The 16,176-nt window shown below is 40.2% G+C and carries 13 protein-coding genes; 10 read left to right on the plus strand and 3 right to left on the minus strand.

The features are described 5' to 3' along the window. Positions 1 to 123 precede the first annotated feature (123 nt). Positions 124 to 1,125, minus strand: coding sequence for a helix-turn-helix domain-containing protein (locus MHI52_RS16845; RefSeq protein WP_036673655.1), 1,002 nt, complete (start codon positions 1,123 to 1,125; stop codon positions 124 to 126). Positions 1,126 to 1,431: 306 nt separating this feature from the next. Between MHI52_RS16845 and MHI52_RS16850 the strand changes: the two genes are divergently transcribed. Beyond that, positions 1,432 to 4,125: a glycosyl hydrolase gene (locus tag MHI52_RS16850; RefSeq protein ID WP_340982396.1), complete on the plus strand. Its 2,694-nt coding sequence runs from the start codon at positions 1,432 to 1,434 to the stop codon at positions 4,123 to 4,125. Between the two features lie 80 nt (positions 4,126 to 4,205). Beyond that, complete coding sequence (locus MHI52_RS16855) at positions 4,206 to 6,116, plus strand: beta-glucoside-specific PTS transporter subunit IIABC (protein ID WP_340982395.1); 1,911 nt, start codon at positions 4,206 to 4,208, stop codon at positions 6,114 to 6,116. A 967-nt stretch (positions 6,117 to 7,083) separates the two neighbouring features. Here MHI52_RS16855 and MHI52_RS16860 read toward each other — a convergent pair. Next, on the minus strand, positions 7,084 to 7,524 hold the full coding sequence (locus tag MHI52_RS16860) for a GNAT family N-acetyltransferase (RefSeq protein ID WP_036673659.1): 441 nt from the start codon (positions 7,522 to 7,524) through the stop codon (positions 7,084 to 7,086). Between the two features lie 481 nt (positions 7,525 to 8,005). On the opposite strand from MHI52_RS16860, the gene MHI52_RS16865 reads away from it, so the two are divergent. Further along, positions 8,006 to 8,617, plus strand: a complete 612-nt coding sequence (locus tag MHI52_RS16865; RefSeq protein WP_036673660.1) for a DUF1349 domain-containing protein — start codon at positions 8,006 to 8,008, stop codon at positions 8,615 to 8,617. 412 nt (positions 8,618 to 9,029) lie between these two features. Here the strand turns inward: MHI52_RS16865 and MHI52_RS16870 are convergent, their stop codons facing one another. Continuing rightward, a complete protein-coding gene (locus MHI52_RS16870) occupies positions 9,030 to 9,581 on the minus strand; it encodes a TetR/AcrR family transcriptional regulator (protein WP_282321218.1) in 552 nt (183 codons plus the stop codon). Positions 9,582 to 10,061: 480 nt separating this feature from the next. Here MHI52_RS16870 and MHI52_RS16875 point away from each other — a divergent pair, with 480 nt between their 5' ends. The 7 genes from MHI52_RS16875 to MHI52_RS16905 all read left to right on the plus strand — a co-directional run bounded on the left by MHI52_RS16875 (position 10,062) and on the right by MHI52_RS16905 (position 16,117). Then, on the plus strand, positions 10,062 to 10,646 hold the full coding sequence (locus MHI52_RS16875; protein ID WP_076317726.1) for an RNA polymerase sigma factor: 585 nt from the start codon (positions 10,062 to 10,064) through the stop codon (positions 10,644 to 10,646). Next, positions 10,607 to 11,626, plus strand: a complete 1,020-nt coding sequence (locus MHI52_RS16880; RefSeq protein ID WP_340982394.1) for a DUF4367 domain-containing protein — start codon at positions 10,607 to 10,609, stop codon at positions 11,624 to 11,626. Before MHI52_RS16875 ends, MHI52_RS16880 begins: the two co-directional genes overlap by 40 nt. 274 nt (positions 11,627 to 11,900) lie before the next feature. Beyond that, positions 11,901 to 12,404, plus strand: coding sequence for a hypothetical protein (locus MHI52_RS16885; RefSeq protein ID WP_282321216.1), 504 nt, complete (start codon positions 11,901 to 11,903; stop codon positions 12,402 to 12,404). Between the two features lie 86 nt (positions 12,405 to 12,490). After that, positions 12,491 to 12,808 (plus strand): hypothetical protein, encoded by a 318-nt coding sequence (locus tag MHI52_RS16890; RefSeq protein WP_340982392.1) that lies wholly within the window; start codon positions 12,491 to 12,493, stop codon positions 12,806 to 12,808. 159 nt (positions 12,809 to 12,967) lie between these two features. Next, positions 12,968 to 14,092: an arginine deiminase family protein gene (locus MHI52_RS16895; protein ID WP_340982391.1), complete on the plus strand. Its 1,125-nt coding sequence runs from the start codon at positions 12,968 to 12,970 to the stop codon at positions 14,090 to 14,092. 26 nt (positions 14,093 to 14,118) lie between these two features. Beyond that, the gene (locus MHI52_RS16900) at positions 14,119 to 14,814 is read left to right on the plus strand and encodes a response regulator transcription factor (RefSeq protein ID WP_036673666.1); all 696 of its coding nucleotides are present in this window, start codon (positions 14,119 to 14,121) and stop codon (positions 14,812 to 14,814) included. Continuing rightward, positions 14,801 to 16,117 (plus strand): sensor histidine kinase, encoded by a 1,317-nt coding sequence (locus MHI52_RS16905; protein ID WP_405157320.1) that lies wholly within the window; start codon positions 14,801 to 14,803, stop codon positions 16,115 to 16,117. Before MHI52_RS16900 ends, MHI52_RS16905 begins: the two co-directional genes overlap by 14 nt. The last annotated feature ends 59 nt before the right edge of the window (positions 16,118 to 16,176 follow it).

The following is a 16,176-nucleotide window of genomic DNA, read 5'->3' on the forward strand; positions in this document are numbered from 1 at the left end:
GCGACATAAAAGCCTGGGAGTAAGTATTTTTGTTTTTTTGCTGACAATATTGGTTGAACTATAAACATTTCACTGAGCCCGAGAGGGAAGCCATAACAGATGCAAAGGGTTCTTTATTCACTATCATTCCATTATTCTGGCAGCATGTTGTTCCCGATATTGCTGAGGCGTAATGCCGAAGTGATCCTGAAATTTTTTGTAAAAGAAGCTCAAGTTGCTGTGCCCCGTACTGCTGGCAATATCATAAATCGGGCGATTAGTATTGGCGAGCAAGAACGCGCAGTAGTTGAATTTTTCACTCTGAACCAGATCCTTGAAGGTCTGACCGGTTGTTTTTTTGATCAAGGTGGACAAATAGTTGGCATTGAAGTTGAAATGCTCCGCGGTGGATGTGAGGGTGCAGTCCATATAATGATTCTCAATATATTTCAAAATTTCAATGATCGTCACCTTGTTCTGCGTCAGTGTGCGAGGACGATTCGTGTCGTACTGGAACACACGCAGCAGTTCGTAGAAGATCAGCAGCATATAGGAATCCATCATCTCGGATGAGCCGAGTGACGGGTCATAAAATTCACAGAGCAGTTGTCTCATCAGGATAGGAATGTTGGTGTTATTCTCGGAATGAAAAATAATGTACCGGTTATGATTCTTACGATCTGAGATGGCATTCGCCAGAAAGTGAGACAGAATGCCATTGTTGGCCAGTTTGCTCAGGAAAGAAGAGGAAAAGTAACGCTTACGAATCAGAATATTAATAATCACATCTTCTTCCGTTGTGGACAGAATGGCGTGGGGAATGCCTGTATCTACAATACAGATCTGTCCGCCCTTTAGCGTGACCTTTTTTCCATTGATGATCTGGGTGCACTGACCGGAATATACGAAGCTGAGCTCAATAAAAGTGTGAATATGTAGCGGAACCTCGGCAAACCGTGTGTGCTTGGAAATGGTGATGTTGTCTTTCTCTCCAATCATGTCCGCAAAAACATAAACTTTCTGTCCTTCATGATCTACTCTCTTCAATGAATCGTAGGTAGCAGAGTGTGCAGAAGGATGAGCCTGATAATGCAGATCCCTATCCGTAAGCTTACGAAGCTTTGCATCCAATTGGTCGTGATTCATGCTCACTGCCTCCAGTCGGCTGAAGTTTGTAGTAACCTTAACATCTGAATTTATGACAGTCAATATGTACTGTTTTGATATTTCGGTCTTCATTTGAAAGCGCTATATTAAAAGTGTGAAGTGATTAAACATCTTTGTTTATATTTATATTGGTCTGTTTACGATTGATTAATGGATTTTAATGTATTGATTTATGTTTTGGTTCATATGGGATTTTCTTTATATAATATGTAATTTTGACACTTAATTGATAGGAGAGAGCATAAACAACGAAGTTGTCTGTCTAGCAGAAGGGAAGGGTTTTTGATGAGAAAGATGACCGAGGTGTTGGAAAACCGGGAGAACAATTATATTTTGCCTTTCTTCTGGCAGCATGGTGAAGAAGAACTTGTACTGCGTGAACATATGCAGATTATTGATGAGAGTGGCATCAAGGCGGTTTGCGTGGAATCCCGCCCGCATCCGGATTTTGTAGGGCCCCAATGGTGGACAGATCTGGATATCATCATGGATGAGGCGCGTAACCGGAAGATGAAAGTGTGGATTCTGGATGATTCTCATTTTCCTACAGGATATGCCGCTGGCAGAATCAAGACGGATTATCCCCAGTACCAGAAGCAGTTTCTGAAAATACATCAACAGGATTTCGTCGGACCCCAGCTTCAGGCGGGAATTCTGGTGAAATGGGCGCTGCAACGACCCGGCCAGAGAGGTATTAGTGTTGGAGTGGAGCAAGTAAAGTCGGATCATGAGGGAGAACAAAAGCAAGTCTTCTCGGCTAAAGATCGGATTGTTGGTGTAGTTGCCGCTCGCAAAACGGGACCTGATGAGATTGATCCCGATTCCCTGGTTGATCTGACCTCACAATTACATGAAGGAACGGTGCAATGGGATCTGCCTGAGGGGCGTTGGAGAATCTTTACGCTGGTTCTTACCTATGATGGAGGGGAAAAAGCAACCGAAGGATATCTGAATCCAATTGTGCCCGAAGCCACACAGGTGCTGATTGATACGGTGTACGAGGCACATTATGATCGATACAAAGATGATTTTGGATCGACACTGGCTGGATTTTTCTCGGATGAGCCAAGGTTTGGCAATGTAAAAGGACCACTGGCTTCCATCGGACGCCTAGATATGATTCTTCCGTGGTGTGAAGATTTGCAGGACATGTTAAAGCAGGAAGGATCCGACGATGATGTTATTCGTTCACTCCCCTTGTTGTGGGCGAATGCAGGTGTGAAAGGACAAGAGATGCGCTATCGCTACATGGATCTGATCACTCGATTATACGCAGAACATTTCACGGACAGATTGGGAGAGTGGTGTCGCGCCCATGGTGTAGAGTACATTGGGCATGTCATTGAAGACAATAACGCTCATGCAAGACTCGGTTATGGTACAGGGCATTTCTATCGCAGTCTGTGGGGGCAGGATATGTCCGGCATTGACGTGGTGCTTCATCAGATTCTGCCAGGCATGGATGATGGCTATTACAAATCATTCACATCCACTGGATGGGACGGTGAGTTCTTCCATTATGGAATGGCGAAGATGGGAACCTCACTCGGACACCTGGACCCTAAGAAGCACGGTCGTACCATGTGTGAAGTGTACGGTGCATATGGGTTCGGAGAAGGGCTGAAACTGATGAAATGGCTAACGGACCACATGCTGGTACGGGGTGTGAACCATTTTGTGCCACATGCATTTTCGCCGAAAAAGTATCCTGATCCAGATTGTCCACCTCATCTATACGCGAACGGATATGATCCGCAGTATCGGTATCTGCCAATACTAGCTTACTACATGAACAGAGTAAGTCATCTGTTATCGGATGGTGTGCATGTTGCACCGGCAGCCATTCTGTATCATGCAGAAGCGGAGTGGGCTGGAGTGTATATGTTGTTCCAGAAGCCCGCGAGAGAGCTTACGCAGAACCAGATAGATTTTGACATCGTTCCATCGGAACTGGTGATCTCGGCGCAGGTGAAAGACGGAAAACTCCAGATGAACCGTGAACAGTTCCCTGCCCTGATTATTCCTTATGCCGAAGCGCTACCGAGTCAATTAATTGCTCAACTGGTTGCCTATGCCGAAGCGGGTTTACAGGTCTATTTCGTGGATGGACTTCCTGCTCGAAGCAGTGAAGGAGAGGATTGCACGAGCGAGTTGTCAGATCTGAAGAAGCATAAATCTGTGAGTATTGTTGCACTAGATGAACTGGCGACGCGCCTGCGGAGTGACCATGTGTATGAGATCACCGTTTCGGAATACCAGCCCTACCTGCGTTATTACCACTACCGTCATAACGACGGTGAGGTATATATGTTCTTCAATGAAGATCCGGCAAAAGCGATTGAGACCACGATTACCGTTCCGGCTTTGAAAGGCGTGGATGAGATGTACATCTATAATGCTTTTGCGAATACACTCTCACCACTTCACACCAGGATGTATGGAAACAAGCAATCATTCTCCTTGAGGCTCGAAAAATATGAATCTGTGTTGATTGTGCAGGGGACTGCACTGAGTGAGGAGATCGCGGAAGTCTCAACTGCACATTGTTCATACACCAACCTACACGAGATTACAGGAGAGTGGAAGCTCTCCTTGGCAACGGCTAAGCAATACCCGGAATTCTCTGCATATGGGACATGTGCTGAACTTACTTCACTTGCCGTACCGACGATGTTACCCGAGTTCTCGGGGACCGTGCGATATGAAATAGAGTTCGATATGCACGAAGTACCGGCAGCAGCGCGGCTGGTCATTCATGAACCGTACGAAGTAGCTCAAGTGTGGCTGAATGGGCATGATATCGGAACGCGAATCTGTCCGCCTTATGCGTACGAAGCAAGCGGATATTTAGAACCAAAGGGCAACAGACTTGTGATTGAAGTGACGAATACGCTTGTAAAAGAACAGCAAGATTTCCTGTCCCAGTTCCTGATTCAGGAACCGACAGGTATTGTAGGTAATGTCTATTTAGAGTACTGAGAATAGATATGGAATGCACATTGAATGCACACGAGCTTATTTGTTCATTCCATATCTCACCCATGAAGGAGTGAGCAGGCATGGATCATCGTCAACTGGCAACGGATGTGTTACGCAGTGTCGGAGGCAAAGAAAATATCAATAAGGTTACCCACTGTGTAACCCGGTTGAGATTCGAACTCAAAAACAGCAAAATCCCCAATGCCGAAGAGATCAAAGCAATGGATGGCGTGCTGACCGTTATTCAGCAAGGAGGACAATATCAGGTGGTCATCGGGAATCAGGTTGTTCCCGTATTTAATGAGCTGTCTTCCCTCCTGGGAGACATGAGCAATACTGAATCCTCCAATGAGATACAAGGTGAGAAAAAAAGTCTCTTTGACCGCTTCACATCCATGATTTCCGGTGTTTTTATGCCTGTTATGGGAGCGCTTGCAGCAAGTGGTATTATTAAAGGATTGCTGGCTTGTCTATCTGCATTCGGTGCTCTGACGGCAACGGATGGAACGTATATCGTACTGAATGCTATCGGTGATGCACTGTTTTATTTCTTCCCGATTTTCCTGGGTAGCTCCGCCGCCAAATACTTTGGCTTGAATCAATATGTGGGAATGATTATTGGAAGTTCCATGGTCTACCCCGCGCTAGTGAGTTTTGTAGGCTCTGAGCAGCAGTTGACCTTCCTCAGTCTGCCGATGAATATCATGAATTACACATCATCCGTATTCCCCGCAATTGTTGCAGTATGGTTTGCATCCCTGTTAAATCGTGTTATTGAGAAGCGTATCGCGCAAGGTTTTAGATATTTTCTGGCTCCATTTATCGTACTCTTGGTTACGGTGCCACTGACACTGTTCATCATCGGTCCTGTAATCACATACCTCAGTAACGGTCTTGCTGATATTACAACGGCTATCTACAATTTTAATCCGATTCTTGCTGGACTTGTATTGGGTGGACCATGGATTCTGATCGTCATGTTTGGTTTGCACTGGGCCTTTATCCCAATCTTTATTAACAACATGGCAACTGTTGGTTACGATTCTGTGATGGGGTTACTGGCAGCGAATCAGTTTGCGATGGCAGGCGCAGCCTTGGCCTTTGGACTGAGAGCACGGGATAAACAGCTGAAAACACTGGGTATTTCAACGGGTGGCACAGCATTGCTCGGTGTGAGTGAACCTGCACTTTACGGTGTACTGCTTCCTCAAAAAAAACCGCTCATAATGGCGATTATTGGTGGTAGTATTGGTGGAGTGATCGGTGGAGCCTTTTTGTCCAAAGTTTATGCATTTGCTCCATCCGGCGTATTCGGTATTCCTGGTGCAGTCAATCCTCAAGGCATTGATCCCGGCTTCTATGGTTATGTGTTGCAAATGGCGGTGGGTCTGGTGGTTGGTTTCATTTTGACCTATCTGTGGGGATACCAAACCCGCACCAAATCCGGCGAGTTAGCAACGCAAAGCACAACGGATTCCGTATCTGTTTCCGGTATTGAGGAAACGGATGAAGGTTCAAGTTCATCTGTTACGAAAGCAGAGATGACGGTGTATAGCCCTGTGACTGGAGAGGTTGTTGACCTTGCAAATGTTGCAGATGAGGCGTTCTCTAGTGAAGCGATGGGCAAAGGAATTGCAATTATCCCTTCAAACGGAACGATTGTATCTCCTGTTGAAGGTGTAGTTACCACGATAACCAAATCAAGACATGCGATTGCAGTCATTGCCAACGATGGTGTGGAGGTTCTTATCCATGTTGGCCTTGATACGGTCAAACTGAAAGGCGAGGGCTTCTCTCTCAAAGTCCAAGAAGGTGATTTGGTGAATGTCGGTGATGTCCTGATGGAAGTAGATTTGGCGAAAATTAAAGAAAGAGGTTTTGAATTGATTACTCCGCTGATAATAACGAACTCTGACAATTATGTGTCAGTAAGTCGGATGGGGGCACAAAATATTTCTGCGGGTAGTCCAGTAATTACAATAAAAGTGTAGAGGCAACTCCTTATGTTCTTTAACTCAATGAAGATGATTATCAAGCTCGCTCGCATAGCGGGCTATTTTTTTAAAGTCAAGAGATCATATAAATTGACATTAGCTCAATAACAGCACTATGTGTTATGCTGTCCAGGGACAAGAACATATTCCCATTGAAGCCGTTATTTTAGCGGATTTTTTGTTTTATCGGTACAAGTTCGTGTCCCGAGCCAAGGACAAGAACTTGTACCGATTACCGAAATGGACAAGAAGATGGTCCGATTACCGATTAGATGAATATCTAAGTAAAAAGTACATTCAGGTAAGGCTTTATTAGGACAAATACACATTATACAATTGTCGCGTCAAGATGAAGCAACTGAGTTTCTGAGGGTAAACACGGGTTGCTAAGGATTACATTAGTGAGATTTCATAATAAAACTAGCCGTTGAGGGACAAGAACTTGTTCCCATATCCGATTAGACAAAGACCTAAATAATGAGTAGATACAACTCATAAAGACTAAAGTCTTATATACACGATGATTTTAGCGGAATTGTTTCCATCCACCTCATTACTTCCTGGTTCTGTTGAACTCAATTTTTCTATCATCTTTCTGATACATGGCATAAAAACATTTAAAATGGCCCCACTGTAGCAGACAGCCAGTGCAGTTCCTATACCTATGGGTCCACCAAAAATGAATGCCGTGAACAGAAGTACAACGTTAATCAGAGTTCTCGAATCTCGAAAAAAATATATTCGTTCGAGTTATTTTTTTAGTGAGAGTGTTAACCGATCGATCGGAATCGGTGCAAAATTGGTCTGTAGATACATGGCCGTTCCTATTCCTGCAACAACCAAAACGCAGCCGAAACACAAAAATTTGAAAAACAATCTGATTGTATGGTCAAGGTAATGCCAAGAGTTAGAATTAAGATACCTATTGCATAAATTAAACATTGATTTACACGTGATAATGGCATCATTTCGATAATAAATCTTTTACCATTAGATAATGCGGAATTCCATCTTCCATAAATACATCGGAGGTAGTATGGTATCCTAGCTTGTGATAAAATCCCTCTGCATGTGTCTGTCCGTGTAATTTAACTTTGGATATTCCTTTATTTTCTGCAATTTCTTCCAGTGATGTAACGATTAATTTACCGAGACCATATTCGCGATAAGGTTTTAAGATACATATTCGATCTAATTTACCTACGCCATCTCGAATAATAATTCTGCCTGTTCCGGCGGGTAGTTCATTAAAATAGACCAGGATGTGCTCACACTGTCCATCTAAATTATCATAATCATCAAACTCATCTTCAATTGGTACATTTTGTTCTTTCACAAACACTTCTTCTCTTATTTGAAAAGCGATGTTGAGCCCCTCAATTGAGTCTATTTTTTTTGATTTCATTTCTTATAATCCTTTCAGAAATTCATTTTGTAATTAAAAACAAATTAAACATACTTTTAGAATGATTATAAACGATAATTTTTTTGTTGTAAATACAACAAAAAAAGAGGAGCTAAAGGACTACGATTACAAAAAACGATCTCAATCCATGTAACCGATATGTTGACTGATCGTTCCCAAGTAGCTATATTTGATTTGGAAAAGTCATTAATCTGACTCCTAGTTTTCAAACACCTAAGAATCAATGTATTCTTTTTCAAGAACGATCGTTTTATTAAAAAGAATGCCACTGTACACGACAGTAGGGGGAAACTAATATAAGATAGAATTCTCAGAGGTCAACCACAGTAATTCGGTAAAAGAAACATTGCCATTTTGTAACATGATTTCAATATACGTTTATAAAGTGACCTAAGTTACATGGTTATTAAGCCTTAAAGTTTTAGTGATACTTTGTGACATAATTTAAGGAGGCAATTAGATGGAAAAATCAGCTTTTGAACATTTCAAATGGATTAATGAAAGCAAAGCAACCTTTGAGAATGACAAATTGATTATTGAGGCAACTGCTAAATCCGATTTCTTTAATAATTGTGGACCTGGACCCGTTTCAGAAGAAGGGATCACACCAGAGAGTCTTGCCAATGCACCTTTTTATTATCAAGAAGTTACGGGGGATTTTGTAATGCGTGCTCAAGTCTCCCATGGATTTAAGGACACTTATGATTCAGCAACACTTATGATTATGCAGGATTTCCAGGTGTGGGCTAAAGCTTGTTTTGAAAAAACAGATTTTGATACACATGCAGTAGTTAGCGTAGTAACAAATCAAACATCGGATGATGCAAACGGGTCCAATATCGACAGTGACACCATTTGGCTACAAATAGCACGAGTCGGCAATTCCTTTGCATTCCACTATTCACTGGATGGTCTCAAATATGTGATGATGCGTTTCTTTACACTACCAGTGGAAGAGACCATTAAGGTTGGCCTTGAAGCACAGGCGCCATTAGGAGAGGGTGGACCACGGACTTTCCAGAACTTCTCGTTAGTCAATAAAACTGTTAAAAATATTCGTTTCGGCGAATAACCTAAATACAACCTGCAATGCAGTTTTAATTGGTGCTGTCGAGGGACAAGAACATATTCCCATTAAAGTCGCTATTTTAGCCGCTTTTTTATTTATCGGTACAAGTTCTTGTCCCGAGCCAACAATACCTACAATGTCGAGGGACAAGAACATGGTCCCATTGAAGTCGCTATTTTAGCGGCTTTTTTGTTTTATCGGTACAAGTTCTTGTCCCGGGCCAAGGACAAGAACTTGTACCGATTACCGTATTGGACAAGAACATGTTCCTATTGCCGATTAGGCGTGTATCTAATCGTCATCTTGTCCTTCAATTCCTTAAACTAACGGGCAAGATAGTTTAAGCGTGAACCGTACCACAAGAAAGGGCAGTTTTTTTATTGTACTATACACCGATTAGGTTTGAATGCCAGACTCATTCTTTAGAATAGGACGTAACCCCCTTTGAGTAGAGGTTGTCCACTAACTTGAAAAACTCTTCTGACGATAAATCCTTTTGTCGCTGGAGCCAAAGACGAAATAAGGAAAGGGAGGTTGACAGGTAAAACTCAATCAAGTATGGCGTTAAGGCAGGGTTTTGCGGAACATTTAATTCCAACTGATTTAGAGTAATTTCTTTTTTTAAGCGTTTTAAAAAACGGGGACTTCCATAATCACCTAAAAGGGCATGGAGAACCAAAAGATGTTCTTTTTTGTCCAGACAATGGAGCGCATCTTGAACCGTATGCATCGATAGCTCTTTTTTCGCCAATTCTTCTTTTATGTCGTTCAATAAGTCATTTTCAAGAGCATCTAACAATTCGTAAATATCAGTAAAGTATTGATAAAAGGTGCTACGGTTATATCCTGACTTATTCGCGATTTCCTGAACTGAAATTTTCTCGATTGGTTTTTGGCTATATAACTCACAAAAAACTCCAACAAAGGTTTGTCTTGTTTTCTCTGTTATTTGAGGTTGCTTTTTCATGTTTTCCTCCTATTAACATCTAAGAATATCATCCGACAAATATTCTATGAAATCCCTATTCCTTGGGTTGTGTCTGGATATGTAAGGAAGGAGATTGCAAAGCGTTACTATTGCAACTTCTTAAACGGCTATTGTAAGGAAAATACTGTGAGTCAAGCTTGGTTAAACAAAATCCCATTATTTATTAATTTTAGGCAAGCTAGAGTTTTAGCCGCGCTCTATAGAAGCAGAGATTCTAACGCTCTATTATTGAAACATTAGATGTTGAATTTGCTCTTACAGTGTTTGGGTTTTGATTGGTACTGTTGTCAATAATCTGAGACCTATTAACCAGACCGATTCTGTATCACAAACAAATAAGGAGGATATGGTTGAACAACAATTTAGAGACTTTTCTAAAAAATGTCCCTTTAGAACTACCTCGTTTGTTATACATATATAAACTTCATCGTTAATACCTGGGAGGTGTCTTAAAGAAACATGTATGAGGAAACTGAATACAGAATTAAAAGAGTACAAGCGGGCGAAACTCAGGAATACGTTTATATCGTTCAAAAATACCAAAAACAGATATTTATGTATTGCTGGAGACTTATTTCAAACAAACAGGAAGCTGAGGATGCTGTTCAGGACGTTCTGGTTAAGGCCTATGAGAAAATAGATGCCTATAAACCTGAGGTGAATTTCTCCGCCTGGCTCTACAAAATAGCCTATCATCACTGCATAAACATAATCCGTCGAAAAAAAATGCAACAGAAATGGAAGTTCAGACTAATGGCTCAAGATCAAACTGCCATTAGTCCTGCAGAGATGCTGGATAACCAACTCTTTAACGAACCACTAAGCCGGGCGCTTGAAAAACTAAATGTGGTTGAACGGAACCTACTGATTCTGCGCGTTTTTGAAGAAAAATCGTTTGTAGAAATAGCTGAAATTTTGAATAAAAGTCCCGATGCCGTCAAGAAAAAGTTTGCTAGAACCAAAATCAAACTCAAAAAATGGATGAAACCAAAGGAGGAAGAACTATGCCAAAATTACAACGTACTTCTCAAAACGAAAATCTGAAAGAAATGGATCTCTTGATCCAAGAGGAGTTTCAGAATTTTGATGTCACTGACAAAGTCATGACTCGGGTCCATAAGCTGGCAGTTCACAAGAGAGGTTTGCATGCCAGAGCACAAGTTCGTCAAAGATTCGTGGTTCCCGGGCTAACCGCAATGATCGTTCTTGGAGTATCAGTGACAGGGTATGCGGCCTCACAATATATTGAATTCCTTAACAATAAAGGAGAGGTGGTACTAAACACTGCCGCCGCCAAAGAGCCTACTGACTTTGTTACCAATTACACAAAAAGACTGGGCTTTTACACAAATCAGATTAAAGAACAATTGCAACCTGGGGATTATGTAGCCTATTATGTCAAAGATGAGTTAATTAACAACGCGGATAAATTAACCCCCGTAAAATTTGAATATAAGTGGATCGAGTATTCAAATTTCAGCAGTTTGCAAGCTGAAATTACACGGACGCAAGCTCCAGTTTTAAAATCAATAACGCAACTTCCTCAAGGGTACCAGTTTGATTACGGATACGTTTATCCTGCCGATCTGTATACAAACCATCTCTCAGATGCTGCTTACCTGAAGTTAACAGACGACCTTAGAAGACAAGCTGAATCTTCTTCGGATGGGCAACGGGTCTATATTCAAAAACTGAATTGGAATAAGGCTGATTTCTCTTTGGCACGCTATGTCAAGGGGAAGAACGTTGTAACTGTAATGGCAACAAGAATATTCCCCGACTCCAAAGTGACCATATTCCAGGACGATCACGCTAAATCCGAGAAGCTGAACATCCAAGGTAATGAGGTCTATTATATTCAATCCGATATTAAGGATAGGGCAACTAATTCCGTTCCTTACCATCGGATTGGATGGAGGGACGATCACAATCATTTGTTGTATGAAATATCCAATAATGGAGACAGCAATTTAGGTAAAAAGGATCTGGTCAAAATTGCTGAAGAGATGCTTACATCTCCTTAGTGTTCTAAACAACAAAGGGATAAACAAGGCACTTTAGACATTAGTTCTGCTTTACTGAAGGACCCAAGTAATCTTCCAGCCAGTTATAATTTGAATAATGCTAACAAAACCTATAAGGCAGTATTATTAATGGAGGAATATGTACAGGAAAGGCCATCCCACAAAGGAGGATGGCCTTTAAACTTGCCGTTGAACTGTTAGTTATTATTTGTCGCGGGACAAGAACTTGGTTCCTTTATATAGAATACTTTATCTCTAAAAGGGAGGGGAAACATTGCATAATATGATGAATAAGAGACAATTTATTGAGATGACAGTTAAAGAACAACGTTCAGTAGTATTTAAAGTTAATATTCAAGATGAATTTTTCCCTGGTGTTTCTAAAGAATTAAATGAGGGGTGTCTATTTGTTGAAACAGAAGAAGGCATAAACATAAAAATTGAAATGGATGACATCATTGAAATTTATGCTATCAAATCTTCATCTCCAGGACATATTACTATACAATCCCCCAGTTTGATGAGAGGTAGCAAAGATGACCTTGAAAACCTTGTGCTCCTGTTTGAAGGTTTAAATGATGATATAAAGAAACAAATTATCTTTTCTTTATCAAGTGAGATGGATAAGCAAGTGATCATTTCGAAAATGGATATGACTTCATACAATTCATCTGAAATTGAGATGATTGCTAACACAATAAATCTCCAAATAATACACCAATATGGATTTACTTCAAAAGACTTATTTGGGGCAAGGGTTAGATCATTAATCAACTAACGGGAAACTTTAGTTAAATAGCCCCAAATTAAAACCTTCTATTTGAAGCAAACTAAAATTAATTGCTCTTAATAGGAGGTTTTATTATGAATTTAAGTGAACTTTGGAATCATTATGAGGCAGATAAACGAATTCAAGGGTTGAGCCTGAATACATTGTGTGCGTATGCTTTACAACTCAAGATGTTGGTTTCTGATCAAGGGATTGTAGATATTTCGGGAGTAACTCTAAATCTCCTGAAGGAATACTTAGCAAAGCAACCTGATCGTCTAAAACCAAGCAGCCTAGGGCACCGTATCCGTTTTGAACGTTCCTTATTTTGCTTTACATATGAAGAAACCTATCTATCTAGCAATCCTTCTATTAAACTGCGTGAGCCAAAACATGGAGAAGCGGGTATCTAAGTTTTTGATGGAAGAAGATGTGATTCATTTAAAAGATCTCTTGTCAGACCTTACGGGAAGGAGTTTAAATTAAAATAGTATGCCTTCATAAACTGTTAAGAATTGCTCTCTATAATTCAAACTGTAAGCATTAAAACAAATTATTAGGAGGGCATTAATATGAAAAGAAAGAGTTTGAAGTGGGTTGGATCAACAGCATTATCACTTGTACTGGTAACTAGCATATTACCAGTGGCAGGGGCGACTGGTGTGTCTAAAGTTAATAGAGTTACGGAAGTGAATGGAACTGTGACTACAAAAAGTGAGAAAAACAATGTATATGTAGAGAGTGAGTTCGCCACGCTAAAAAGAGTTGTATTGACACAATCTGAAGCTTTTATGCACTTCAATTTTGATGATTTTCCAGAAGGAGACATGCCTATGCCTGAAGGAGGCATGTCTATAATGAATACGGATCCGGCAGAGGCACAGGAAAAGTGGGAAAAAGAGCGTGAAGATCTTAAAAAGGTTCTTGAAAAATACGGAGTTGAGGTTCAACGTCCACGCCTTTTAACTGAAAAGGAAAAACAACTAGGGGCTGTGAAAGATGGCATTACAGGTGGCGAAGGAGTAACTAATTTCTTTGTCAGAGATCCATTCTTCACAATCGGAAATCATCTAATTGAAGGTTCATTTAAATCGGCTTACCGGAGACTTGAGGTTTTACCTGTTAGAAGTATTCTGGATAAGGAAGCAGCCCAAAATAACGTTCCGCATGTAGCTGTCCCACAACCAGACGTTTCTAAAGGAATCAACTCTGCTGCCGGTCCTTACCTTGAAGGTGGAGATATCCTCGTGTATGGAAAGACTGTATTCGTCGGTAATTCTGGTCTAGCTTCAAACAAAGCCGGTATTGATTGGCTCAGAAACTATTTGACACCATCAGGTTATAAGGTGGTTGAGGTGAAGCTAGAGCCTGGCACATTGCACCTGGATTGTGCTATCAGTTTTGTAAGAGATGGATTAATGATTGTTAGCATGGATTCGTTAGCCAATGGGCTCCCAGAAGAACTTAAAAATTGGGACAAAATCGAAGTGAGTTACAAGGATGCTCAAGATTTGGCAGTAAATGGATTGCCAATCAGTAGCAAAGTATATGTTACGGACATTGCATTCAAAAATACAATTGGAAAAGAGCTTGAGAAAAGAGGAATCAAAGTAGAATATGTTGATTACGAAATTTCTCGTTCTTTCGGTGGAGCTTTCCGTTGCAGTACACAGCCATTGCTTCGCACGGATAGCTAAAAGTTAAATCAAGTATGAGGTGAACTATGACAAGCCGGATTTTAGTGGTTGAAGATGATCAGGAAATTCGTGATCTGCTACGTATGTCTCTTGTCCGTGAAGGTTATGAAGTAACAACAGCTAAAGATGGAGAACAGGGAATTGAATTAGTAAATGAGTCATTGGATTTGGTGATTCTGGATATTATGATGCCTGGAATAAACGGACTGGAGGCTTGTATACGAATCAGAGAACGATACAATGTTCCTATTCTTTTTCTAACTGCTAAATCCGGAACTTTGGACAAAACGGAAGGTTTGCTTGCTGGTGGAGATGATTACTTAACTAAACCTTTTTCTGTACAGGAGCTTCTGGCAAGAGTTATTGCTTTGTTGCGTAGGTATACGATTTATCAAGATAAAAAGGATTATGGCGAAACATTTCTTATCGGAGGACGCTTAAAAGTAAGTGAACAATTTAACGATGTATGGAAAGGCAGTCAGAAGATTGAGCTTTCCGATCTGGAGTACGGTCTACTTAAACTGTTGATGACCAGAAGAAATAAAATTTTCTCTGCCCAAAATATTTATGAGAGTATTTGGAAAGAACCTTATTTCTACAGTTCAAATAATACGGTAGTAGTACACATCCGAAAATTACGATTGAAAATCGAAGAAGATCCAGCAAAACCAGCGTATATCTTAACGGAATGGGGAAGAGGTTACCGTTTTGGCCACTCATAAACTTACTATAACTAAAAAGTTGACTGTTTTAATAATTATTGCTCTCACCATAAGTGTTCTTTGTTTTTTACTTTTGCAGTCCATAAGCAATCGGGTTATGGATCATTATTTTACTTCTGATGAGCGTTTAAAGTCCGAATCTCAAGTTTACGTCCAAAAATTTTCAGAATATGTTTCAGCAAACGATCTGTCAACGACAGATCGTATTGCGTTTTCAGACTGGATTAAAAGTCAGAAGAGTAATTTATTTTTATACGTATTTCAGAACCAGGTGCTTCAATATGATTCCTTGTACCATGCTGATGACGAAGGAGCATATGGAAGTCAGCCTGAAACTGATTATGATCGACGGAACTCTTACCCAGTACAATTTAAGGATGGGACAGGTAACGTTTCAATCTATGGATTTTATTTTTCTCACTACTATAATGTGGCCTACATGCTTGAAATATTGCTGTCCGCAATGTTATTTATAACCATTGTTTTATTAGGAATACGTAGAGGGATCAAATATTTACGCACAATTAATAATGAAATTCATATCCTTGAAGGCGGCTCATTAGACTATTCTATAACGGTACGAGGGTATGATGAATTGGCGATGATTGCGGAAAGTATAGAGGAACTACGTAAAGCATTTTTAGGCAGGTTAGAAAGGATAGAAAATTTGCAAAATGAGAGTAAAAATCTTGCAACCGAAATGTCTCACGATATGCGTACGCCACTGACATCTCTCATCATGTATTTAGAGTTTGCCCGTAATACACCAGAAGATTTATGTGTAGAAACAAGGTATCAAATCGAGAGTGCGTATCAAAAGGCTCTCCAACTTAAGAATCGTACAGACGATCTGTTTTCATATTTTTTATTAGATAAAGAGAGGGAGGCAGACTTAGTAACCCTTTCAGTTCGGGAATCAATTCATGATGTATTGTCAGATATTACAGCTGTACTTCGAGCGGAAGGATTTCAGGTACTTGTAAATGCCTCCCCTACGGATGTCATAATTATTGTGGATATGGAAAATATTGGACGTGTATTTGATAATTTTCTGTCGAACATACTAAAATATGCAGATCGAGAGCAAAAAATTAATTTATTTACTTATATAGAAGATAATCATTTTGTGATTTGTGTAGAAAACAAATTAAAAATAAATAATGAATCTGTAGAAAGTTATAAATTGGGTGAAAAAATCATAGAAAAAGTTATGCATCGGATGATAGGACAATTCTCTTCATCTGAAGATCAAGAGAATTACAAGATTATCCTGAAATTTAAAATAAGTCGAGCTTTTAAATAGCTACCTAAAATTGCATGTAACGTGTTTTCGTAAATCTATCACGTTTACTGTATTCAATT

Source organism: Paenibacillus sp. FSL H8-0283 (assembly GCF_045040675.1).
Lineage (GTDB): Bacteria > Bacillota > Bacilli > Paenibacillales > Paenibacillaceae > Paenibacillus > Paenibacillus amylolyticus.

Bases quoted from the DNA above. Each gene is read 5' to 3' on its own strand.
- MHI52_RS16845 (WP_036673655.1), bottom strand. From the start codon at position 1,125: ATGAATCACGACCAATTGGATGCAAAGCTTCGTAAGCTTACGGATAGG.
- MHI52_RS16850 (WP_340982396.1), top strand. From the start codon at position 1,432: ATGAGAAAGATGACCGAGGTGTTGGAAAACCGGGAGAACAATTATATT.
- MHI52_RS16855 (WP_340982395.1), top strand. From the start codon at position 4,206: ATGGATCATCGTCAACTGGCAACGGATGTGTTACGCAGTGTCGGAGGC.
- MHI52_RS16860 (WP_036673659.1), bottom strand. From the start codon at position 7,524: ATGAAATCAAAAAAAATAGACTCAATTGAGGGGCTCAACATCGCTTTT.
- MHI52_RS16865 (WP_036673660.1), top strand. From the start codon at position 8,006: ATGGAAAAATCAGCTTTTGAACATTTCAAATGGATTAATGAAAGCAAA.
- MHI52_RS16870 (WP_282321218.1), bottom strand. From the start codon at position 9,581: ATGAAAAAGCAACCTCAAATAACAGAGAAAACAAGACAAACCTTTGTT.
- MHI52_RS16875 (WP_076317726.1), top strand. From the start codon at position 10,062: ATGTATGAGGAAACTGAATACAGAATTAAAAGAGTACAAGCGGGCGAA.
- MHI52_RS16880 (WP_340982394.1), top strand. From the start codon at position 10,607: ATGCCAAAATTACAACGTACTTCTCAAAACGAAAATCTGAAAGAAATG.
- MHI52_RS16890 (WP_340982392.1), top strand. From the start codon at position 12,491: ATGAATTTAAGTGAACTTTGGAATCATTATGAGGCAGATAAACGAATT.
- MHI52_RS16895 (WP_340982391.1), top strand. From the start codon at position 12,968: ATGAAAAGAAAGAGTTTGAAGTGGGTTGGATCAACAGCATTATCACTT.
- MHI52_RS16900 (WP_036673666.1), top strand. From the start codon at position 14,119: ATGACAAGCCGGATTTTAGTGGTTGAAGATGATCAGGAAATTCGTGAT.